We start from the raw sequence: 20,653 nt of genomic DNA on the forward strand, positions 1-20,653 counted from the left end.
CGCCCAGCATTTTCCCGCCCGGCAGTATTGGGGCGGGGAAGGGTGCCATGTCGTAAAAAGCAGCCGGTTTACCACCGGCTGCTTTTGTTTAATTGCATGTCTCTTACTGGAAAAACATCGTGCAAAAACTATTTCTAGTCGTGGATAAGGTGTCCACATGGATTGGCCAGGCGTTTTCCTGGCTGATCGTCGCACTAACGCTGCTGATTGGCTGGGAAGTGTTTTCGCGCTACGTCATGAATAACCCACACCCTTGGGTGTTCGATGCGCAGATGATGCTCTACGGCTCTTTGTTCATGATGGCCGGTGCTTATACGCTTGCGAAAAGTGGCCATGTCCGCGGTGATATTTTGTATGGCTTTTTAAAGCCCCGCACACAGGCAACTCTGGATTTGATTTTGTATGTGGTGTTTTTTATCCCCGGCATCATTGCACTGATTTATGCCGGTTACTACTACGCTGCCGATTCCTGGCGCATTAACGAACACTCTTCCATCACGGCAGACGGCCCGCCCATTTACCCCTTCAAAACCATTATTCCGTTGGCGGGTGGACTATTGATTGTTCAGGGGTTAGTTGAAATTCTGCGCTGTATCGTCTGCATCAAAAATGGCGAATGGCCATCGCGTGAGCATGACGTGGAAGAGGTCGACGTGGAAGAACTCAAGGCCATGGTGAGCCACGACGACGAAGGAGCAAAACGCCATGCGTAAAGAACTACTGTTTGGTTTTTCCATCATGGCCCTTGTGGTCATCGGAACGCTAGCGTTCTTGCCATGGGGCAATATTCAGTCGGGCCATCTGGGCCTGCTGATGCTCTCGCTGGTGGTGGTGGCCATCATGATGGGCTTTCCCACGGCCTTTACCCTGATGGGTATGGGCGTGATCTTCACCTTCTTTGCCTATTACATGCGCGAGCCTAATCTTGCGCTGGACAACACCCTGGCGCTCATGGTGCAGCGGACATTTGCCGTCATGACCAATGACGTGCTGATTGCCATTCCGCTCTTCGTGTTCATGGGCTATCTGGTGGAGCGTGCCAACCTGATTGAAAAGCTCTTCCGCTCATTGCATTTGGCACTCGTGCGTGTGCCGGGCTCTTTGGCGGTGGCCACCATTTTTACCTGTGCAGTCTTTGCAACGGCGACCGGTATTGTTGGTGCAGTTGTCACGCTCATGGGGTTGCTGGCCTTGCCACAGATGCTCAAAGGCGGTTACGACGTGCGGGTCTCCGCCGGCTCGATTACCGCCGGTGGCTGCTTGGGTATTTTGATTCCGCCATCCGTCATGCTGATTGTGTACGGCGCCACTGCTGGCGTGTCGGTGGTGCAGCTTTATGCTGGTGCGTTCTTCCCCGGCATCATGCTGGCCTGCTTGTATGTCGGCTATGTGATCATTCTGGCCAAGCTCAAGCCAAACCTGATGCCGCCGTTGTCGGAAGAAGAGCGCAAGGTGCCACTGCCCCAGGCCTATGAGCAGATGAAGTCGGCCTTTAGCGATCGCGTGCTTCCCTCGCTCATGAAGGCAGTCGTTGGTTCACGCAATGTTGGTGTACCGACCGGCCAAGTGCTGCGTACCGGTTTTGTTGCTCTGCTGCCAGCCCTGGCCTTTGTGGCCATCATGGGTGGCACTTATCAGTTGGTCACCGCACCAGCCAAGGTCGATGAGTCCGCTGGCCTTGTCGAGATGGGTGCTGGTTTTGAGTCCGAGGAATACAAATCCGAAGACGGTGGTGGGCTTGAAGAGCCCCCGGGCGCAGAGGAGATCGCCGCTGAGCCTGCACCGGCCAATGCACCAGTAGCCGCGGCACAGGCCCCTGCGCCGGAAGCTGCAGCGCCTGCTGCCGCAGTCGCTGAACCGGTGCCGGCTCCCACTTGGTACTGGGTCACGCTTGGGGTGACAGCCGTCTTAATGCTGGCTTTTTATGCCCTCTTTACCTGGGCAAGGCTTGAAATCTTCAAGATGCTGCTGGGTTCGTTCTTCCCCTTGGCGGTTTTAATTCTGGCGGTGTTGGGCTCGATCGTGTTTGGCTTGGCAACGCCAACTGAGGCCGCTGCAGTGGGCGGCATTGGTGGTGCCGTGCTGGCTGCAGCCTATCGGCGCCTGAACTTCCAGGTGATTAAAGAATCGTCCTTCTTGACGGCGAAAACCAGTGCCATGGTTTGCTGGCTCTTTGTGGGCTCATCCATCTTCTCTGCAGCGTTTGCGTTGTTGGGCGGCCAGGAGTTGGTCGAGGCATGGGTATTGAGCCTGGGTCTCACGCCAATTGAATTCATGATCTTGTCGCAGATCATCATCTTCTTGTTGGGCTGGCCTTTGGAGTGGACCGAGATCATCGTGATCTTCATGCCAATCTTTATTCCGTTGTTGGCGAAGTTTGGTATTGACCCATTGTTCTTCGGCCTGCTGGTGGCCCTGAACCTGCAGACGGCCTTCTTGTCGCCACCCGTGGCCATGTCAGCCTTCTATCTGAAGGGTGTGGCACCACCCCATGTCACGCTAAATCAGATCTTCGCGGGCATGATGCCGTTTATGGCGATTCAGGTGCTGGCCGTGGTCTTGCTCTACACCTTCCCGGCAATCGGGATGTGGCTGCCAACGGTGTTGTATCGCTAGCGCCGTATAAAAAAGAGTGGCGCGCCCGCAGTTTTATATGCGGGCAGCCACTCAGACCAATCTGGAAAATAAAAAGGGCCGGCAAGAAATTGCTGGCCCTTTTGCTTGGTGCTTGGCGCCTTGGTTAGAAATACTGTGTGAAGCGCAGGATCACGTGTCGGTCTTCTTTAAAGCCGTTTTCAGTTTTAATGTCGCCGCCGTATTGCAGGGTGATGCGTGAACTGGTGAAGTGGTAATAGCCGGTGAGTTGATAGCGATGAACAGCAACTCGGTTGTCGCGATCAACGCCGTCATGTTGGGTCTCCCCGCCAGCCGTATAAAAGTAACTGGCCCCAAGGCCAATATTTTGATTTAGGCGATACGCTAGTGACGTCTGGCCGGCGTAAAGTGGCTTGCGCGACAAGCGAACCGTCTTCGTCGATCCGGCTCGCCCCTGAAGAAAATCATCGTTATCGCCATACCACGTCGTATCAAAGGCGACCTGCCAGCCGAATCTGCCCCACACCCTTTGGTGATAGCCCACCTGTAGGCTGCCGCGGTAGCGGTTCTCGCCAAGGTTGGTGTTAAGCGATGCCTGTGTGTATTTGGGATCGTAGTCACCGGTTGGTAAAAACAGGTAACCCGCAACGCCAAAAAACTGGTGTCGCTCGCGATCTGCATAGGGCCAGGTGCCAAGCATCAACACCAGGTCACCCATATTGCTTGGCGCATCGAGCGCGCCAGTATTCGGTGTTGTGTCGATTCGGCCGTATGGGACCTGTAGATAGGCCACTGAGGGACGGCCTGACCATTCAAAAGACCCGGCTAGCCGAACGTGGAATTGGGATAGGTCGAGTTGATTGTCGCCGGCCGCTTTTGAGCCCTTCGAGTAATAAGAGCCCCGTTCACTGTACGTGTACCCAAATTGCACGGATTGCAAGCCCGGCGGTGGGGCAACAGCGTCTTCCGGCTGCAGATCAATGGCTTGGGCCGGCCGGGAAACTGCGGCGCCTAGACATATCGCAAAGACAGCGGAAGTTTTTTTCATCGTTGATCGATTTTAGAGCGGGAATTTATGACCCTTGGGTAAAATAGAGGCTTGATTGATAACAATGAGGGTTATACCTATGTTCCCAGAGTACCGTGACCTAATCACCAAGCTGAAAACCACCGACCATCACTTTACTCGCCTGTTTGACAAGCATAACGAGCTCGATCAGCAGATCAAGAACATGGAAAGCCATATCTCCCCGGGAACGGAAGCCGAGATTGAAAATCTGAAAAAAGAAAAGCTTCATCTCAAGGATCAGATCTACGCCATTTTGAAAAAGGCGAGCGCCTGATTGCCCAGACAAGGTGTCAGACACCAAAGAACGGTGTCTGACACCTTGCCTCACACCGAGCTTAGTACCGTTCCTACCCCGGTGTCTGACACCGTGCCTGACACCTCTCACCGTGCCTACTGATCAGGATTTCATGGCCGCTGCGCTGGAGCAGGCCAGACTTGCGGGCAACGCTGCCGAGGTTCCCGTTGGGGCTGTGGTGGTCAAAGACGGGCAGGTCATCGCGACTGGCTTTAATGCCCCAATTTCTCAACATGACCCTTCGGCCCATGCGGAAATGGTGGCCATTCGCAATGCCGCCAAAACTCTTGGCAACTATCGGCTGACGGACTGCACGGTGTATGTCACCTTAGAGCCCTGCGCCATGTGTTCCGGTGCCATGTTTCATGCGCGGATTAAAGAGGTGGTCTATGGGGCGCCCGATCCAAAAACCGGCGTGGCCGGTAGCGTGATGAATCTCTACGACAACGCACAGTTAAATCACCACACCGCAGTGCGGGGTGGGGTGATGGCCCAAGAGTGCGGCGCAATGCTGCAAGATTTTTTTGCCCAACGGCGAAAGGCGGCCAAAGCATGAGGGGCGGTCTGCACATACGGATTTCCACCCAGGCCCAAACGCTCACACTACTTCGGCTTGATCCCGATGTGGTGGAAGGGGGCCTGCGTTGGGCGCCTGATGCGCCGGGCCAGGTACTGATGCAGGTCTTGGTGTCCACATCCAAAAACGGGGTGGGCCAGCAAAAGGGCAGCTATCAAACGCCAGCAGGGCGGCATCAAATCCGGGCCAAGATTGGCGCTGGCGCTGCTTGGAACACGGTCTTTGTTGGCCGCAGGCCAACTGGCGAGATCTGGTCACCCGAGCTCGCAGAAAAGTTTCCCAATCGTGACTGGATCTTGACGCGAATTCTCTGGCTCTCAGGATTAGAGCCCGGCAAGAATCGTTTTGGCGATGTCGACACCATGCGCCGCTATGTCTACCTGCATGGCAGCCCCGACACGGTGCCCATGGGCGAGCCGGGTTCGATTGGCTGCGTCAGAATGAAAAACAGCGACATTGTGTCGCTGTTTGATTTGGTGTCGGCAGGAACGACCGTCGATATTACTTAATCTTGGCCTTTGCCTTGAGTGCCTGCTGGAAGTCTTGCAGCTTGCGGCGGCGCATAGATTCAGCCAACTGATCTTTCACTTCTTCAAAGGCGGGCGGTTTCGATTGACGGGTGTCGTCAAGGCGAATCACGTGCCATCCGAACTGGGTCTGCACCGGTGTCTCGGTAAATTTTCCTTTTTGCAGCGCGACCATGGCTTTGGAGAAGGGCTCAACGAAGGAGTTGGCACCTGCCCAATCCAGGTCACCACCATTAGCAGCGGAGCCTGGGTCTTTGGATTGTTTGGCGAGTTGCTCAAACTTGGTGCCCTTTTTCAACTGCTCGATGATGGCTTTGGCTTCTTCTTCTTTTTCCACCAGGATATGGCGGGCCCGGTATTCTTTACCGGCATCGCCTGCGGTGAGGCGGTCGTACTCGGCTTTTAAGTCTGCATCCGTGATGGCGGATTTTTTAAGTTCGTCTTGCACCAAGGCGTTGATCAGCACCTGCTGGCGGGTGTTATCGAGCTGGAACTTCACATCGGCTTTGGCGGGTAGCCCGCGACGCTCGGCTTCTTGCACCAGAATCTCACGATCCACCAATTCCTGGCGCACCATGGCCTGCAACTGCGGCGTGTCTTGCTGGCCCTGTTTAATAAGTTCTTGAACAAACGCATCGGCCCTGGCACGGCTAATGGGTTTGCCGTTGACCACGGCAATGTTCTGCGCAGCAGCGATTCCGCCTGCGGCGATCAACGCCGAGGCAACAAGGGTTTTGGCAACCAATACTTTCATGAAGACTCCGAGGGGTCACGCGCGTCAATTGATAGGGCGTGGATACGCGCGGGGATCCAGTCGCTCAAGGGATCATACACAAGCCGGTGGCGGGCCACCCGGTTTTTACCTGCAAACACCGAGGAAACAAGCGTGACGTGGAAATGGCCCCCACCAGCCACCGCGCCCGCATGGCCATGATGTTTGGCACTGTCATCCCGAACCGAGACGTAATCCAGGGGCAGGGCGGCCTTGAGCCGTTCCTCGATTTCTTGGGCACTTGGGGCGAGAAAGCTCATTGGTCTTTGTCCTTTAACACGTCTGGCAACTCAGCCGTGGCAAACCGGTTCATCCACAGGGCCTGGCCAATCACAAAGGCAATCGTGAGACCAATGGAACCAAACAACTTGAAATTGACCCAGGTGTCGGTGGAAAAGTTATTGGCCACCCAAGTGTTCAGTAGCGCCATCATCACAAAAAACACGCCCCAGGCGGCATTGAGTTTTGCCCAGGCATGCCGGGGCATGTCAATTTTTGAGCCCATGAGCTTTTGAATGACCAGCGTTTTGGACACCAGTTGTGGCGCCAGCAAGGCAATGGCAAATAGGCCATAGAGCAGGGTGGGTTTCAGTTTGATGAAGCGCTCATCATGCAACAGGATGGTCGCACCACCGAAGACCACGATCAGCGCCAGGCTTACCCACTGCATGGTGTCGATCTTGTGGCCGGATAACCGCATCCAGGCCATCAGCACCAGGGTGGCGATAATCGCAACCCCAGTGGCCCAATACAAATCCACAGTCTTATAGACCACAAAAAACAAGACAATTGGCAGCCAGTCGGCGAGTAGTTTCATGACACCGGATTTTACGGGGAATGCGCTGGCCTAGCTTTTGTTGAACTTCACCGATGCCGAATTCACGCAATACCGCAGGCCCGTGGGCTGGGGCCCATCATCAAAGACATGGCCTAAGTGGGCATCGCAGTTGTCACACAGAATTTCCGTGCGAATCATGCCATGTGTCGTATCGCGTTCCTCGCGAATCACATCTGGGGCAATCGCCTGCCAATAGCTGGGCCAGCCACAGCCGGCATCGAACTTGGTTGCCGAATCAAAAAGCGGCGTGCCACAGCACACACAGTGATACACACCCTTTTCAAAGTGATCCCAATACCGGCCGGTAAAGGGTGGCTCGGTCGCCTTTTGGCGGGTGACCTGATATTCCATGGGGCTGAGTTCTTGCTTGTACTCGTCGTCGGTTTTTTTCATGAGGAGCAGCTTACCGATAAATGTTGGGCCCAGTCGGGCGGTGGGCCAGCATAACGCTCGCAGTCGGGGTGTTCGTCAAAGGGCGACTGCAGTGCGCGAAAGACCTGTTCAAAGGCGGTGGTGTCGCCTTCGTCGCGCACACCACGGATCACCTCTTCGGCGACCCAGTTGCGCAGAACAAACTTGGGGTTGACTTCGCGCATCTGTGCATTGCGCCGCTCTGGATCAAGGCCTGTCACCGCTAAACTCTGCTGGGCAGCTTCCCGATAACGGGCAAGCCAGGGCCGTACCGCATCCCGATCCAACACCACATTCAGGAATGCATCGTCGTTGGATTCGGACAGCGCACGAAAGGCCTGGGTGTAATCGATTCGGTGGGCCTGCATGAGTTGATAAAACTCAGACAGCAATGGGTCCCACGTGCTTTGCGCAATGCCTTGCAGGCCGAACTTTTCCCTCAGGATCTGCTGCATGGCCTGGGCATAGGTGGCCTTAAAGGTTTCGAGTGCTGGTGCCAGGCGGTCGGCGTTGCCAACAAGGGGATAGAGCGCACTGGCCAGTCGGCCAATATTCCACAAGCCCACCTGGGGCTGAGCCTGGTAGCGATAACGGCCACTGTGGTCTGAGTGATTGCAGATGTGGTCCGCATCAAAGGCATCCATAAAGCCAAATGGGCCGTAATCAATAGTTAAGCCCAGAATTGAAAAATTGTCGGTATTCATTACGCCGTGCATGAAGCCCACGCCCATCCACTGGGCCATGAGTCGCGCGGTTTTTTCTGAAACGCAGTTCAGAAGTTCAATGCTCAGTTGATCAATGGGCAGTGTCTGTGCCTGGTGGCGCGCCTCTGACAACGCGTGTGGATCAAAAGCACTGCCACGAAAAGCCGGAGTAAAAAATTCTGGCCAGACATGGCGCACCAGCCGCTCAAGTAAATCCACACGGCCACGGCTGGTGAAGTACTCAAAATTTCCAAACCGCACAAAGCTCGGCGCCAATCGACAGACCACCGCAGCGGTCTCCATCGTCTCGCGCACGACCGGTTCACTTGAGATGGTGAGTGATAGTGCCCGCGTGGTGGGGATGCCCAGACCATGCATCGCTTCAGAGCAGAGAAATTCACGAATCGAGGAACGCAATACTGCACGGCCATCTGCGAAACGGGCGTACGGCGTTGGGCCGGCCCCTTTTAACTGCAATTCCCAGCCATGAATGGCACCAAGGTTGAGCGCACGGCCATCACCGAGCCTTGGGGCAAAGCCGCCAAACTGATGGCCCGCGTAGACCGCGGCATAGGGCTGAAGATGGTCCGGTGCCGCGCAGCCTGACAAGACTTTTAGCCAGGCGTCACTCTGCGTCAGGCCAGCTGGCTCCTGGCCAATCAGGCGGGCAGCCTGAGTGGATACCGCAAGCCACTGGGCATCCGACGTGGGGCTTGGGTCACAGTGCCGCACAAAGGGCTCATCCGGGTCCGATTCGATCTGCGCAAACCCCTTGGTCCAGGCCTGCTCGGGCAAGGACTCGGCAAGCGAGACCCGCGGGGCTGTGCCCGGTGCCGCATGGGAAGACAGCGGTGGCAGCAGGGGGGCAGTCGAAAACGGGGGGTGAGGCGCGTTCATGGGCAGTAATGGTAAGTCTTGCTATCGTTACGGTCATGGATAACCCGCTAAAACCTAGTTTTACTCCCTTTGTGGCCCATCTCGGTGCGGAGATGGTGAGCATGAGCAAGGGGCAGGCTGAAATCAAACTTCAACTCCAACCCCACATGGAAAATGGCCTTGGTGTCGCCCACGGCGGCCTGGTCATGACCATGCTGGATGTGGTGATGGCGCTAGCGGCCAAATCCTCCGACCCTGACGGTCTGGGGGTGGTCACGATCGAGATGAAGACCAGCTTTCTGCGGCCCGCCCGTGGCGAGATTCATGGCTTTGGCTGGTGTGACCATTACTCCAGCACCATGGCCTTTTGTCGCGGCGAATTGCGCGACACTCAGGGCCGTCTGCTGGCCCAAGCCATGGGCACCTTTAAGCGCATGGCCAGTCTGGGTGGCCGAAAAAAGCACGTTGGGTCAGATTAATTAGGCGGCGGCCGGAAAACTGTACGGCAGTGGCTTTTGCTCGAGATTCGGGCCAACGAGTGTCTCAAGGTGTAAATCTCCCGCCTCCCAGGCCTCTAGCGTGCACTCGACCAACAGGCTTGCACCAGCAACCGGATCGCCGGCCGCATTAAAGCGCTGCGCACAATCAACCACCTGGCCGCATGGCTCGTGCGGGATCTTGGCCGACCAGACGTCTGCGCCCACCAGGCCAGCGCAATCCTGCGGCGTCTCTTGTAAGTCGACACGAAAACTGCGCCGCTTTAATTTGCCCAAATATTGGCTTCTGGCCACCACTTCCTGGCCGGGGTAGCAGCCCTTGGTAAAGCTCACGCCGTTGGTGAGTTCGAAGTTGATCATCTGTGGCACAAAGGCCTCTTTGGTCCTTTCCCATACCCAAGCCTTGGCATTCTGAATTTCAGAGTAACGCCATGCAGTCTCGGGCAATTCCTTGGCTTGATTCAATGTTTCTTGTGCGGCTGCGATTTGTGCAGTAGACCCCACCAGCCATGCTCGCTGACCCAGGGTGGGGCAGGCCGACTCGGCAATCAGCCAGGGGCCGGTGGGCACGTTTTCAGCACCGTTAGCGCCAGTCTGCGATGTGCTTCCAAGATCAATCACTGCCATTGGGGCACGATCACCATTTTTGGCGAGCTCTACCTGGCCTGCAGCGGTCCATGCCCCCCAAAGCCCAAGCACCTGCAGATGTGAATCGGTCGATGAAAACGTTGCCTTTGCCCGAAGAACAAACATGCGAAGCCGTTTGATAGTGGATTCGGCCAGCTCAGCCGGCATCACGTGGCCCAGGGTGTCGGCATTGATTCGCCACTGCAAAAACGTGGCCATCAGGCGGCCCTTGGGCGTGCAATAGCCGGTTCGCTGGCTCGCCAATTGCGCAAGCCCCACCACATCGTTGGTGAGTTGCCCCTGCAAAAAGCTATTGGCATCGCTACCCGTTACGGTAAAGCCCGTAAAGCCGGCCAGCGCACAGAATTTGTCAGCGTTAAACAGTGAAGAAACCGGGATTGTCATAAGCGAAGAGCAGCGATCTAAATGGGCAAAGAAGGTCTGCCCTTAATATAGCGGGATGCCTGGGCGAAAACGATATACCCCCTCACGGCGGGGCAACATTTCCATTTTTCAGCGAGCCATCCGTTGGCTGGTGGTCAGTCTGGTTGCGGCCTTTGTTTTCCTTGGCGCGGGTCTGTTCTGGCTTGACCAGCAGACCAGCCGGCCTGTGCATCAGGGCGCCAAGGCCATTGAATTAATCGTGCCTTATGGCACATCTGCCCGGGGCGTGGCGGGCCTGCTGCGCGACGCTGGCGTACAGATCGACGAAGGGCTATTTCTGATTCAGGCCCGCTGGATTGGGGTACACCGGCAATTGCAGGCGGGTGTCTACCAAGTTGAACCGGGCTTAAGCAAAAAACAACTCATTCTTCGGCTGGCTGGCTTAGATGAGAGCGTCACCACTTTGCGCATCGTCGAGGGCTGGACGGTTCGCCAGGTGATCGAGGCCGCCGAAAAAAACCCAGATCTTCGTGTTGATTTGCCTGCCTATCGGCAGCCCAGGGAACTCGCCAAGATCATCGGAGCGCCCGCAGAACACCCCGAGGGCTGGCTCTATCCCGATCTTTACGTGGTGCAAAAGGGAAGTTCGCTCACCGAGCTGTTGCGCCGATCCGTTCGCACCCAGGCCCAGATTCTGGATCGGGAATGGAATAAACGGGCCGCTGGCCTGCCGTATGCATCAATGCAAGAAGCGCTGATTGTGGCCTCGATTGTGGAAAAAGAAACCCAGTTTCCAGGGGATCGCGAGCGGGTTGCTGCAGTGTTTGCCAATCGATTGCGCCAGGGCATGCCACTTCAGGCCGACCCCACGGTGATCTATGGCTTGGGCGATCGGTTTAAGGGCGACATCACCAAGGCCCACCTGCGTAAAGATACGCCTTACAACACCTACACCCGCAAACGGCTGCCCCCCACACCCATATCCAACCCAGGCCTTCGGGCCGTGAGGGCGGTGATGAACCCCGCCCAATCCAAGGCGCTTTATTTCGTGGCTCGGGGGGATGGAAGCTCAGAATTTTCCGAGACCCTGGAGCAGCATAATTCAGCGGTAGATCGATTCATTCGGCGGATCAAGGGTCAGATATGAGGGGCAAGTTCGTTGTTTTAGAGGGCATTGATGGGGCCGGCAAGAGCACCCATCTGGACTTCATTTGCGATCAGATTCGGATGCAAAAGGGGGTGGAAGTGGTGCTCACTCGGGAGCCGGGCGGCACGCCCCTGGCCGAAAAGATCCGCGAACTTGTCTTGCATGAGCCCATGGATGTTGAGACGGAAGTCCTGATGGTGGCGGCTGCCCGGCGCGACCATGTGGCCAAGGTCATTGCACCTGCCTTGGCGGCGGGCAGCTGGGTGGTCTGTGACCGTTATGTGGATTCCACCCGGGCCTATCAGGGTGGGGGCGGGCAAGTGAGCCTTGCCTGGATCGATGGCCTGATGGCGTCTGCCACCATGGGGGTCTGGCCTGATCGGGTCTATCTGTTTGATGCACCCGCCCAGCTTGCGGCAGCACGGCGGAACTCCCGAGGAAATGCCACCGATCGTTTCGAGGCCCAAGACCTGGCCTACTTTGAGCGGGTGCGGGATGTCTACCTGAATCAACCTCGAGTCAATTCTCCGCAGGCAGTCGTGATCGACTCTTCGCAAGATGTTTCACGGATTCAATCCATACTTAAGGATAGTATTTCATCCTTATGATTAATAAAGACTTTTCTTGGTTTAATTTCTGGTGGGAACGGGTTGCTAGCGGCATGGATCGGCGGCCCAGTGCCTTGCTGTTGTTGGGCCCAAAGGGAATTGGAAAGACCAAGTTTGCCCTGGAGTTGGCGGCATCTTGGCTCTGCGAATCTCCACTAAAAGACCGCTCTGCCTGCGGCAACTGCCAATCTTGTCACTGGATGACGGCCACACAGCACCCCGACTTTCGCTGGATTCGGCCCGATGCGGATGCCGAAGAAGACGCCGCTGATGATCCCGAAGCGGCCAGTGAACCGGGCGGCAGCACGCCTGAAGCCACTGCCGATGGAAAGAAAAAATCACAAGAAATCCGGATCGAGCAGATTAGGAACCTGGCGGGCTTTTCAAATGTGGGCTCGCACCGCGGCGGCCTGCGGGTCGCGGTAATTAGCCCAGCCAACCGCATGAATTACGCGGCGGCCAATGCGCTTTTAAAGACCCTGGAGGAGCCGCCACCGTCTTTGGCTTTTATCTTGGTGGCTGACAGCCTGCGCGGCATGCCCGCCACGATTTTGTCGCGCTGTCGCCGAATTGATTTATCGGTGGACGCTGTCACCCTGGCCCGGCTTCAAAACGAATCCAGCCAGGCCGTGGAGTGGCTCTTGCCGCTTTTGGTGTCGGGCCAGGTGGACCCCATCAAGTGGGCGGAAAAAGCTGGGAAGTCGCCGCCAGCAGATGCCCTGGACCTGCTCATGCGTTGGATGAACGATGCCGCTCTGGTGCGCAATGGCATCGCGGCACGCTCGTTTCCAGAGCAGGGCGCAGCGCTTCGCGACCAGGCCTTGCGCATCCGCTCTCCACAGAACTGGGCCCAGACCATGGCCGAGATCCAGAGAATTCGGGGGGTTGCGGAACACCCACTAAACCCCAAACTCTTTTACGAATCGGTCTTTGACCGGTATCGGCGTGCCTTGGTGGGGTAGTCGCCCTGTAAAAAGTCGTTAAAAAGTGTAGTCCACTAACAGATTAAACGAGTTTTCTGGGCTGTCGAAGCCTTTTCGGTAAACAAAAAATGACAACATTGATCGATTCCCACTGCCACCTCAACTATCCCGGCTTAATTGAAAACACTGCAGGTGTGCTGGAGCGGATGCGCGCCGCTGGCGTTGCCCGCGCACTGAACATCTGCACCACGCTGGAAGAGGCTGACCAGGTGGTTGGTCTGGCCCGCCAGTATGATTTTCTGCAGGCCTCGGTTGGCGTGCACCCCGACAACCTTGGCATCGAAGAGCCCACGGTTGATCGCTTGGTGGCACTGGCCCAAGACCCCAAAGTGATCGCCATTGGCGAAACAGGGTTGGATTATTACCGCCGAGAAGGCGATGGCAAGACCGGCGATTTGGAGTGGCAGCGCGAGCGGTTTCGCACCCATATCCGTGCCGCCTTGATGGTGAAAAAGCCCCTGATCATTCATACCCGCGAGGCCGCTGAAGACACCTTGCGGATTTTGAAAGAAGAGGGCGCCGAGCAAGTCGGTGGGGTGATGCACTGTTTTACCGAGTCACCAGATGTGGCCCGTGCTGCTATCAAGATGAACTTCTTAATTTCTTTGTCGGGCATTGTGACCTTTAAAAATGCCAAACAGGTCCACGATGTTGCCAGAGAGATTCCGCTTGAACACTTAATGGTTGAAACCGATGCGCCTTTTTTGGCACCAGCGCCGCACCGTGGCCAAGTCAACGAGCCGTCTTATGTGGTCTTTGTTGCCCAGAAAATTGCTGAGTTAAAGGGCATCTCGGTAGAGCAGGTTGCTGCTGCCACCACCGCGAATTTCCACCGCTTCGCTGCTGGGCAGCTAGCGGCCTGATCACAGGGGAAAGCCCATGCACATTCGCCGTCATCTGCAAGAACTCTTGGTCAGCGCAGTGTTGCTGGCGTTATGCATCGCGCCGGCCAGTGCACGCGACCTGTTGCAATCGTTTTTATTGGCCGCGCGGGCAGGGGACACGAACTTTATTCTTCAGATGCAAGACCTGGGGCTGAATGAGCAGACCCGCGACGATCTTCGAAACAATCTTCTAATGCTCGCCATTCGTGAAGATGGCGACACCATGGCCCTTGCTTTACTGGATCAACCGGCATGGAAGGCCCAGGATGTTCTGAATTACCGCAATCAGCTTGGTGAGACGGCGTTAATGTTGGCCGCGCTAAAGGGCAATACCGCGATTGTGAGCAAACTGCTGACACTCGGTGCGCAGCCCAATCAAGAAGGCTGGACCGCACTTCACTATGCCGCCACAACCGGCCAGGCCGACGTCATTCGACTGCTGATCGAAAAAAATTCCTATATCGATGCGGAAAGCCCCAACAAAACCACGCCCCTGATGATTGCGGCGCGGTTTAATCATCAGCCCGCAGCCAAGGCCTTATTAGAAGGTGGTGCAGACCCCACCAAGACCAACGAGGCCGGATTGACCGCGCGTGATTACGCCACTGAAAACAACAATCGCGATCTGGCGTTCTGGCTAGAAATGGAAGAGATCGCGTTTACGCAACGTTATCTAAAGCGCCTGCCAAATCCTCCGGCTGATGCCAGTCTGGAATCCGTTGTGATTGACTCCGGCGGCTCGGTCGTCAAAACGGTGGAGCCGGGCACTGACAATGGGCTGACTGGGAATGGGGCCACAGCAGAACCAGTTCCGGCAGAGGTGCGTCCAGCGCCGGGGGTCGAGGTCTTCCCGTTACCCCAATAGCGCTTGTTAAGCAGCGGGTTTGGTCTAACGGTTCTTTTTGGCCCAGTCGCTGGCCAGTCGGCTGAGCTCACGCAGCTGTGCGATCGCTTTGTCGGTCACCAATATGCGTTTACGCCTGGCATCGGCTAGGTCGGTCGTCACCGTGATGAGTTTCTTTTCTGCCAGTAGATTAATGAGTTTGAAGATCGTGGCGGGCGATGCGATGTCGGATCGCATGACCACAGTCTGGATATAGATCGCATCGGCAGGGGCGCTTTCTTGACGCTTTAAGAGCCATTCCAGAAGACGCTGGGCGGACTGATCCAGCTGGTCATAGCCAGTCTTCGCGGTGGCTTGCTCAATAAATTGTCGAAGACTAATCCATATGTATTTGGGCATTACCGTTGCGGTCCGTTTCAATCTTCAATTCAAAGTTTAAGGGCCAACGTGTTCCGGGAATTATCGTTTCCGAAGATCGACAGAACATTACACCTGCCGTGTGGAAAATATCACCAATGGTGAACAGCGATTGCTGTTTTATCGATTATCGGGACAGATAGGGCTTGGTCAGCTGATGACCCCCGGCCCCCTGGGTGCCCATCCTTAATGTGTCGCATAATGTGTATTATGTAAATTAGGTTATCTTGGTAAGGTCACAAATGACAGGCGTGTCACGCCATTGCCCTGGGCCACGGCCATGACCTGTGCCACACGGCCATAGGGCACTTTTTCGTCTGCCTGCACTTGCAGTTGAAACTTGGGCTCGCTGGCACGGGCCTTGAGTGTCGCGCCAAGTTCCGCTTCATCCACCACCCTGCCGTCTAAACGCATCTCGCCCTGGGCGTTGATCACCAGGGAAACATTTTTGGCCATATCTTGCTGGGCCACCGCCTGGGTCTTCGGCAGCACAATCTTCATGCTCTGGGGCACGATCAGCGGTGCCGTGATGATAAAGATCACCAGTAGCACCAGCATCACGTCGACCAGTGGGGTCACGTTCATTTCTGCCATGACATCATCGTCGTCACTGGCTGTGGGTATGGCCATTGTTCTGAACTCCGGTTTGTGTTGCGGTTTGCATGTCGCGGATGACTTGCTTCACAGCGAATTTATTGGGCTGCGTGTTTGGACATCACACGCAGGAAGTCTTCAATAAAGCTCTCCAGTTCGGTGCGGCGAACCTTGAGCGTGCGAAGAAAAAAGTTGTAAAGCATGACCGCGGGAATGGCCGCCAAAATACCCACGGCGGTGGCAATCAATGCCTCGCCAATGGGGCCAGCCACAATATCAATACTGGCCTGGCCGCTTGCACCAATGGCCTGCAGGGCATTCATAATGCCCCACACGGTGCCAAACAGACCAATAAAGGGTGCAGTCGACCCGATCGATGCCAAGACGGTTAACCCCTTTTCATGCTGCCGCTGTATCGACGCTAAGGCCTGACGCATGGGCCGCTCAAGCACGTCTTGCAGGTCGCCAAAAAACTTCAGGCTGCCGGGGTGTTGTTGAAATTCTTGATACGCCGCATAGCCTGTCTGCGCGAGTAGCGCAAAGTCCCCCGCCGCGGCCTTTGCCACTGACTCGCCATCTTGAAGAGTCTTCGACTGCCAGAACTTGGCCTGAAACTCAGCGCCCTGCTGGGCCAGTTTTCGGTTGTGGCGAAATTTAGAAATACCAATTGCCCAGGTCACCACGGACATGGCAATTAACACCGCCAGGGTGGCCTCGACGGGCAGGTTGGCTAGACTCATCTGCAGTTCCTTTTTTCTAGTAGTTCTTTAATTGAAAATCGATTGGTATACGAACAGCTTGCGACACAATCACGCCATCTTTTCTGGCGGGCGTGAATTGCCAACCCCTCACGGTCTTTAGCGCACTGTCATCCAGTACTGAATAACCACTGGATTTTTCAATGCGCACTTCCCCGGCGCGGCCATCTGGCAACACCTGGGCAATCAGAATCACCCTGCCCTCGGCCCGCATGCGAACGGCAATGCTTGGGTATGGCGGCTTGGGGTTTTTTAAGTAAGCGGCTTTGTAATCAGCGTCTTGGGTTTGTGCCGTGGCGCTACTGCCCGCACTTGCCGCGGCAGTCGCGCTGCTGGTGGATTTACTTGCAGCACTTGGCTGGACTGTGGCCAACGGGGCAGTAACCGTGGGTGCATCTGGCTCCGGTGTGCTTGGTTTGATGGGCGGAATTTCAGCTTGTTTTACGGGCGTTGGTGGTGGTGTTTGCTCTGGCGGCTTGGTGGCTTTTACCGGGGGCGCTGTGGCAGCCGTGTTGGATGCATTCGCCCGCTGCGTGGGGGGCGGCGCATAGAACTCAATGGTGACATCCGGCTGCTTTTTAAAAGCACGATCGGGCAAGCCAAAGATACTCAGCAACACCACCAGCAGATGAATCGCGCCCACCGCCACAATGGCGTTGCGCAGCTCCCGTGATGGAAGCGACAGGCCCGGCCGCTGTGATGCGTAGATCAGTGACAAACGACTCAGCGCGGCCATACCGTGTTCTTATGTGTTACCGGGGCCGGAAAAAATCTCAGCGGCCTTTTTTCGCAGTAGGTTTGGCCGCCCTGCTGCTCTTGGTAAGTGTCGTTTTTTTCTTAGCGGGGGGCGGTGTTTTCTTCGAACTTGCAGCCGTTCGTGCTGGCAGTGCCGTTTTCTTTGCCAGGGACTTGTTGGCGCCAGTTTTGCCTGCGGATTTACCGGGGTTGGTCGCAACCGTACTGGCCATGTCCATCAGGTTTGACAGATTGCGCAGCGACAACAAATGCGCGTAAATAAACCCAAGTTCGCCCGACTTGGTCAGGCTTAATAAAAGATCATCGGCAGCGGCCAGTAACTTTTGCTCGTTGACCATCCAGATTTTGCCAATCGGCTGGGGGTCAGCATTGGGCAATTGCAGGTTCACGCTGGTCTCTTCCAGCAGCTGCGCTTCCACCAAGCGAGAGATCAATTGCGATGTAACTTCCGCCTGTGCCTGAAAGTCTTGCAGCAGCGGCAGCACATTTTTCATCAGCTCACTTGGGCTCCCATCACTATTGAAAATCGCCTCACCACTTTTCTGAAAATGCGGCGCATCTAAATCTGCAGCAACCGAATAATCCTCACCGCCGGTTTTAGCCAGCACAAAGGGGTACCGGCGAATCGATGCCGGCACATAACGCCCAGTCCATTGGCCCTGGCTATTCACAAAGGCATTACGCCCAGGCTGCAGGCCGGTAATGGCCAGCGCAATCCACTGTGTTTCTGAATCATCGGAAGCATCGGCTTTTGCAAAAACAATTGGGTATTCCATGCAGGCCAGGCTAAATTCCGCCAAGACAATTGGGGCCACCGTTTGTTGGGCAGCAAAACCTGCCGTGCCAACTGGGTTAAACCGAAGTTTTTGATGCTTTGAGAATTGAAGCACCTCGGGGTTGGTGTAGAAAAAAGCAACTGGCATTGTTGTGGTCACAATAATTCCTTATTCAGAAGTATCAAAACGCGTAACTGGCCGTGAGCCAATAACGGTTTTTCTTCAGGCTTCCGTCTTGATCGTTACCAGCTGGCGTTGGGTTGGGGTTATCGCCGTCTCGACGGGCCCAGACGGCTTTCAGATTTAATCCGGTGTTCGGGACTGCCCAGGCCAGGCCAAGGCCCCCACCCTTCAGTGTTACGCGATCTTTTAGGGTCGGGTCATCACGATTCTTTACCTTGCCCCAATCGTAAAACACGCTGGCAGTGACACTGGGTACTACCTTCCAGCGCACATCCAGATTCACCATCTGCGCGATTGTCCCAGACGCCTCACCCGAAGGATAAGCACGCACACCACTGGAGCCGCCCAGGGAAAACTTTTCTGATGAATCCAGCCCCTTGTTACTGTGCTGGCCATTGAGTGCCAGGCTCACGGACAAGGCTTCTGTAATCACCTGTTGTCGGCTTAGGCTGTATTTGTACTTGGTGAAGTCATCTTTTTTTACTTCGGCACCAACCGACACGCTGGGGTTTCCACGATTCACCCCCAGGCTAAAGGAGTTACTTCCCCCGCCCCCTAAAGAATCAAATAGGTTGCCGTAAAACGTAAGGCCTGCAACATCGGTCTCGTAATCGCTTGAAATAGCACCCGACTGTTCGTTTTCGAACATTTTTCGGTCAAGCGTTCCCTGCAAGTACAAGTTAGTCAAGCGGCTGCGCAACACTGGGTAACTTATTTCAAATCCAGCCGTTTGAGAGTCACCCTTGAGCCCAGCGGCTTTTGATTCGTCGGTGATAACTTTGTACTTTAAATAAGATCCGTTCACGCCCACTCGAATACCGTCTCGCCCTAGCGGAGCGCTATAGGCCAGGCGAACATAGTCACTGCCCTCGGTATGCAATGCGATTGCAGAAATGGAATCCCCATAGCCAAAGGGGCTGGCAAAAACTGCGTTTGCGGTGGCCCGCTCTGCGCCAGTTGCGCGAGACGCGGTGTTATCGGCACTTAAGTCCACCTGTGCAAAGGGCTCGTCTACGGTTCGGATAGCCAGGTCTGTCTGTCCATCGGCGGTACCTGCCACCAGACTGCCCGACACCATCACTCCCGGCAGATCGTCAGCCAGTAGCAGTCCACGATCAATTTTGTCGTTATGCAACAGGCTACCAATGGGCTGTTGAGCCTCAATCAGGCTTTGAATACGTGCTTTGGACAATCGCTTGGGTGGGTCGCCCTCGAATACGGCGCCACCAAATACCGCTTCAACAATTTGAATGGTGATCACGCCCTGGGTAATGTCTTGCTTGGGCAGATAAACGCGTACCACCCACCCTGCTTTGCGGTAATGCTCGGCGATAGTGTCCGCCGCCCGCATTAAGTCAGAAAAACCAATCGGCCGGTTTAGAAACTCAACCAGGAGTGGCGCGAGCTCTTCGCTACTAAAGATTGTGTTGCCATTGAACAGAAACGATTTGGCGGTGACCGTGAGACCGGGAATTTCTTTTAAGTCTTGTGGAAGTGGCTCTTTGCGGGGCTCTACCCGCTTGGGCAGTATCAATTCACGCTCACGCTCGATTTGCTGAAGTAGAGATCCGGCGTCTGGCTGGGTTTGAGCAAGCACTGCCCCACCCAAACCCAAAAAGCCTAGTGCTAGTGCAACCCGGCCAAGGCGATGGTGTTGGATAGTTGGGCGCATGATTAGCGTGTAATTTTTGCCGCTTTGCGCAGGTCATTGATATACGCCACCCGGCGCTGCTGAATCAGGCTAGCGCGCAGCTGCTCCACCGACTCTTCATATTTCGGCAATTTAAATGGCCGTGTGTCTTCCACACGGACCACGTTCCAGCCATTGTTTGTCTGTATGGGGGCCGCAGTCACGCCACCCTTAGACAAATTCACAATCACATTTGATACGGCCGGCAGCAGCTGATTCGGTAGCAACCAATCCAAAAGACCTCCATTGGATCGGCTGGCATCGCTAGATTCTTTGCGGGCGATCTCTTCAAAAGATTTGCCGTCGCGGATTCGCTTGATGGCATCACGGGCCTTGGCTTCAGTCTCGAACACCGCCAGGCGAAGCTGGTATTGCAGCAGTGGCCCCATCGACCCCATCGCTTCGGTCTGTCGCTTGTATTCGTCTTTAAGTGCAGCTTCGGTGATTGGGTTTTTCTCGAAATAGTCGGCTAGCGCCAAATCAACAAGTAGCGACTGACGTAATTGTTCTAAACGCAGCGTGGCTTCTTTTGACTGATCAAGTTTTTTGCGTTGTGCATCTTGAGCCAGCACCTCGCGATTGATCATCTCTTCCAGAATGATTTGTCGAAGTTCTGGGCTGTCTGTTTGGCCCTGGGCAACGTTTGCCGCAATGGTTTGATTCAGTAAGTCAGCAGAAAGGCGTTTGCCATTGACTGTTGGCATGGTCTGGGCCATTGCTGCTGATGTCATCAGCGCTAGCGTAAATGCAACAAACCCAGTGGTTAATTTTGATAACGACAGCTTATAAATACGATCCAATTTCACGACAACCTTCCCCAGTTTTTATTAAGCGCACCCCC

The 20,653-nt window shown here is 55.4% G+C and carries 25 protein-coding genes; 11 read left to right on the plus strand and 14 right to left on the minus strand.

Annotated elements, in window-relative coordinates:
• Nucleotides 1–119 precede the first annotated feature (119 nt).
• Both AOB54_05290 and AOB54_05295 read left to right on the plus strand, forming a co-directional pair.
• Nucleotides 120–713: a TRAP transporter small permease subunit gene (locus tag AOB54_05290; GenBank protein WVN40932.1), complete on the plus strand. Its 594-nt coding sequence runs from the start codon at nucleotides 120–122 to the stop codon at nucleotides 711–713.
• Complete coding sequence (locus AOB54_05295; GenBank protein WVN40933.1) at nucleotides 706–2,616, plus strand: TRAP transporter large permease subunit; 1,911 nt, start codon at nucleotides 706–708, stop codon at nucleotides 2,614–2,616. Before AOB54_05290 ends, AOB54_05295 begins: the two co-directional genes overlap by 8 nt.
• A gap of 124 nt (nucleotides 2,617–2,740) precedes the next feature.
• Here AOB54_05295 and AOB54_05300 read toward each other — a convergent pair whose 3' ends face one another.
• Nucleotides 2,741–3,643 (minus strand): transporter, encoded by a 903-nt coding sequence (locus tag AOB54_05300; GenBank protein ID WVN40934.1) that lies wholly within the window; start codon nucleotides 3,641–3,643, stop codon nucleotides 2,741–2,743.
• Between the two features lie 79 nt (nucleotides 3,644–3,722).
• Between AOB54_05300 and AOB54_05305 the strand changes: the two genes are divergently transcribed.
• From AOB54_05305 to AOB54_05315, 3 genes are all read left to right on the plus strand, one after another.
• A complete protein-coding gene (locus AOB54_05305) occupies nucleotides 3,723–3,938 on the plus strand; it encodes a YdcH family protein (GenBank protein WVN40935.1) in 216 nt (71 codons plus the stop codon).
• 97 nt (nucleotides 3,939–4,035) lie between these two features.
• Nucleotides 4,036–4,515, plus strand: coding sequence for a tRNA adenosine(34) deaminase TadA (gene tadA, locus AOB54_05310; protein ID WVN42771.1), 480 nt, complete (start codon nucleotides 4,036–4,038; stop codon nucleotides 4,513–4,515).
• Nucleotides 4,512–5,045 (plus strand): L,D-transpeptidase, encoded by a 534-nt coding sequence (locus AOB54_05315; GenBank protein WVN40936.1) that lies wholly within the window; start codon nucleotides 4,512–4,514, stop codon nucleotides 5,043–5,045. The genes tadA and AOB54_05315 overlap by 4 nt, the downstream gene beginning before the upstream one ends.
• Here AOB54_05315 and AOB54_05320 read toward each other — a convergent pair.
• From AOB54_05320 to AOB54_05340, 5 genes are read right to left on the minus strand one after another with little or no spacing between them, the layout of a single operon-like run.
• Complete coding sequence (locus tag AOB54_05320) at nucleotides 5,038–5,817, minus strand: peptidylprolyl isomerase (GenBank protein ID WVN40937.1); 780 nt, start codon at nucleotides 5,815–5,817, stop codon at nucleotides 5,038–5,040. The genes AOB54_05315 and AOB54_05320 overlap by 8 nt on opposite strands.
• Nucleotides 5,814–6,095 (minus strand): BolA family protein, encoded by a 282-nt coding sequence (locus AOB54_05325; protein WVN40938.1) that lies wholly within the window; start codon nucleotides 6,093–6,095, stop codon nucleotides 5,814–5,816. Before AOB54_05325 ends, AOB54_05320 begins: the two co-directional genes overlap by 4 nt.
• On the minus strand, nucleotides 6,092–6,652 hold the full coding sequence (locus AOB54_05330) for a septation protein A (protein WVN40939.1): 561 nt from the start codon (nucleotides 6,650–6,652) through the stop codon (nucleotides 6,092–6,094). The genes AOB54_05325 and AOB54_05330 overlap by 4 nt, the downstream gene beginning before the upstream one ends.
• Before the next feature lie 30 nt (nucleotides 6,653–6,682).
• Entirely contained in the window at nucleotides 6,683–7,066 is a 384-nt protein-coding gene (msrB, locus tag AOB54_05335) for a peptide-methionine (R)-S-oxide reductase MsrB (GenBank protein ID WVN40940.1), read from the minus strand.
• The gene (locus AOB54_05340) at nucleotides 7,063–8,685 is read right to left on the minus strand and encodes a YdiU family protein (protein WVN40941.1); all 1,623 of its coding nucleotides are present in this window, start codon (nucleotides 8,683–8,685) and stop codon (nucleotides 7,063–7,065) included. The genes msrB and AOB54_05340 overlap by 4 nt, the downstream gene beginning before the upstream one ends.
• A gap of 8 nt (nucleotides 8,686–8,693) precedes the next feature.
• Between AOB54_05340 and AOB54_05345 the strand changes: the two genes are divergently transcribed.
• Nucleotides 8,694–9,143, plus strand: coding sequence for a PaaI family thioesterase (locus AOB54_05345; protein ID WVN40942.1), 450 nt, complete (start codon nucleotides 8,694–8,696; stop codon nucleotides 9,141–9,143).
• Here AOB54_05345 and AOB54_05350 read toward each other — a convergent pair whose 3' ends face one another.
• Nucleotides 9,144–10,193: a folate-binding protein gene (locus AOB54_05350; GenBank protein ID WVN40943.1), complete on the minus strand. Its 1,050-nt coding sequence runs from the start codon at nucleotides 10,191–10,193 to the stop codon at nucleotides 9,144–9,146.
• Nucleotides 10,194–10,323: 130 nt separating this feature from the next.
• Between AOB54_05350 and mltG the strand changes: the two genes are divergently transcribed.
• From mltG to AOB54_05375, 5 genes are all read left to right on the plus strand, one after another.
• A complete protein-coding gene (gene mltG / locus AOB54_05355) occupies nucleotides 10,324–11,319 on the plus strand; it encodes an endolytic transglycosylase MltG (protein WVN40944.1) in 996 nt (331 codons plus the stop codon).
• Nucleotides 11,316–11,927 carry a dTMP kinase gene (gene tmk / locus AOB54_05360; protein WVN40945.1) on the plus strand — a complete coding sequence of 204 codons (612 nt, stop codon included), beginning with the start codon at nucleotides 11,316–11,318 and terminating at the stop codon, nucleotides 11,925–11,927. The genes mltG and tmk overlap by 4 nt, the downstream gene beginning before the upstream one ends.
• Entirely contained in the window at nucleotides 11,924–12,889 is a 966-nt protein-coding gene (locus AOB54_05365) for a hypothetical protein (GenBank protein WVN40946.1), read from the plus strand. Before tmk ends, AOB54_05365 begins: the two co-directional genes overlap by 4 nt.
• A gap of 89 nt (nucleotides 12,890–12,978) precedes the next feature.
• Complete coding sequence (locus AOB54_05370) at nucleotides 12,979–13,773, plus strand: TatD family hydrolase (protein WVN40947.1); 795 nt, start codon at nucleotides 12,979–12,981, stop codon at nucleotides 13,771–13,773.
• Nucleotides 13,774–13,789: 16 nt separating this feature from the next.
• Nucleotides 13,790–14,659, plus strand: a complete 870-nt coding sequence (locus tag AOB54_05375; GenBank protein ID WVN40948.1) for an ankyrin repeat domain-containing protein — start codon at nucleotides 13,790–13,792, stop codon at nucleotides 14,657–14,659.
• Nucleotides 14,660–14,683: 24 nt separating this feature from the next.
• On the opposite strand, the gene AOB54_05380 is transcribed toward AOB54_05375, so the two are convergent.
• From AOB54_05380 to AOB54_05410, 7 genes are all read right to left on the minus strand, one after another.
• Complete coding sequence (locus tag AOB54_05380) at nucleotides 14,684–15,037, minus strand: hypothetical protein (GenBank protein ID WVN40949.1); 354 nt, start codon at nucleotides 15,035–15,037, stop codon at nucleotides 14,684–14,686.
• A gap of 240 nt (nucleotides 15,038–15,277) precedes the next feature.
• Nucleotides 15,278–15,685 (minus strand): biopolymer transporter ExbD, encoded by a 408-nt coding sequence (locus AOB54_05385; GenBank protein ID WVN40950.1) that lies wholly within the window; start codon nucleotides 15,683–15,685, stop codon nucleotides 15,278–15,280.
• A 62-nt stretch (nucleotides 15,686–15,747) separates the two neighbouring features.
• Nucleotides 15,748–16,389: a MotA/TolQ/ExbB proton channel family protein gene (locus AOB54_05390; protein ID WVN40951.1), complete on the minus strand. Its 642-nt coding sequence runs from the start codon at nucleotides 16,387–16,389 to the stop codon at nucleotides 15,748–15,750.
• Between the two features lie 16 nt (nucleotides 16,390–16,405).
• Entirely contained in the window at nucleotides 16,406–17,143 is a 738-nt protein-coding gene (locus tag AOB54_05395; GenBank protein WVN40952.1) for an energy transducer TonB, read from the minus strand.
• A gap of 37 nt (nucleotides 17,144–17,180) precedes the next feature.
• A complete protein-coding gene (locus AOB54_05400) occupies nucleotides 17,181–18,098 on the minus strand; it encodes a SapC family protein (protein ID WVN40953.1) in 918 nt (305 codons plus the stop codon).
• Nucleotides 18,099–18,120: 22 nt separating this feature from the next.
• Nucleotides 18,121–19,794, minus strand: coding sequence for a ShlB/FhaC/HecB family hemolysin secretion/activation protein (locus tag AOB54_05405; GenBank protein WVN40954.1), 1,674 nt, complete (start codon nucleotides 19,792–19,794; stop codon nucleotides 18,121–18,123).
• 2 nt (nucleotides 19,795–19,796) lie between these two features.
• Nucleotides 19,797–20,618, minus strand: coding sequence for a peptidylprolyl isomerase (locus AOB54_05410; protein WVN40955.1), 822 nt, complete (start codon nucleotides 20,616–20,618; stop codon nucleotides 19,797–19,799).
• Nucleotides 20,619–20,653 lie beyond the last annotated feature (35 nt).

The sequence above is a fragment of the beta proteobacterium MWH-UniP1 genome (genome assembly GCA_036362785.1).
Classification (GTDB): Bacteria; Pseudomonadota; Gammaproteobacteria; order Burkholderiales; family Burkholderiaceae_A; genus Lacustribacter.

Coding starts and splice junctions, on each gene's coding strand:
- AOB54_05395 (WVN40952.1), bottom strand. CDS start 17,143: ATGGCCGCGCTGAGTCGTTTGTCACTGATCTACGCATCACAGCGGCCG.
- tmk (WVN40945.1), top strand. CDS start 11,316: ATGAGGGGCAAGTTCGTTGTTTTAGAGGGCATTGATGGGGCCGGCAAG.
- AOB54_05370 (WVN40947.1), top strand. CDS start 12,979: ATGACAACATTGATCGATTCCCACTGCCACCTCAACTATCCCGGCTTA.
- AOB54_05380 (WVN40949.1), bottom strand. CDS start 15,037: ATGCCCAAATACATATGGATTAGTCTTCGACAATTTATTGAGCAAGCC.
- AOB54_05375 (WVN40948.1), top strand. CDS start 13,790: ATGCACATTCGCCGTCATCTGCAAGAACTCTTGGTCAGCGCAGTGTTG.
- AOB54_05340 (WVN40941.1), bottom strand. CDS start 8,685: ATGAACGCGCCTCACCCCCCGTTTTCGACTGCCCCCCTGCTGCCACCG.
- AOB54_05345 (WVN40942.1), top strand. CDS start 8,694: ATGGTAAGTCTTGCTATCGTTACGGTCATGGATAACCCGCTAAAACCT.
- AOB54_05330 (WVN40939.1), bottom strand. CDS start 6,652: ATGAAACTACTCGCCGACTGGCTGCCAATTGTCTTGTTTTTTGTGGTC.
- AOB54_05315 (WVN40936.1), top strand. CDS start 4,512: ATGAGGGGCGGTCTGCACATACGGATTTCCACCCAGGCCCAAACGCTC.
- msrB (WVN40940.1), bottom strand. CDS start 7,066: ATGAAAAAAACCGACGACGAGTACAAGCAAGAACTCAGCCCCATGGAA.
- AOB54_05320 (WVN40937.1), bottom strand. CDS start 5,817: ATGAAAGTATTGGTTGCCAAAACCCTTGTTGCCTCGGCGTTGATCGCC.
- AOB54_05305 (WVN40935.1), top strand. CDS start 3,723: ATGTTCCCAGAGTACCGTGACCTAATCACCAAGCTGAAAACCACCGAC.
- AOB54_05300 (WVN40934.1), bottom strand. CDS start 3,643: ATGAAAAAAACTTCCGCTGTCTTTGCGATATGTCTAGGCGCCGCAGTT.
- AOB54_05390 (WVN40951.1), bottom strand. CDS start 16,389: ATGAGTCTAGCCAACCTGCCCGTCGAGGCCACCCTGGCGGTGTTAATT.
- AOB54_05295 (WVN40933.1), top strand. CDS start 706: ATGCGTAAAGAACTACTGTTTGGTTTTTCCATCATGGCCCTTGTGGTC.
- AOB54_05325 (WVN40938.1), bottom strand. CDS start 6,095: ATGAGCTTTCTCGCCCCAAGTGCCCAAGAAATCGAGGAACGGCTCAAG.
- AOB54_05405 (WVN40954.1), bottom strand. CDS start 19,794: ATGCGCCCAACTATCCAACACCATCGCCTTGGCCGGGTTGCACTAGCA.
- AOB54_05365 (WVN40946.1), top strand. CDS start 11,924: ATGATTAATAAAGACTTTTCTTGGTTTAATTTCTGGTGGGAACGGGTT.
- AOB54_05350 (WVN40943.1), bottom strand. CDS start 10,193: ATGACAATCCCGGTTTCTTCACTGTTTAACGCTGACAAATTCTGTGCG.
- AOB54_05385 (WVN40950.1), bottom strand. CDS start 15,685: ATGGCCATACCCACAGCCAGTGACGACGATGATGTCATGGCAGAAATG.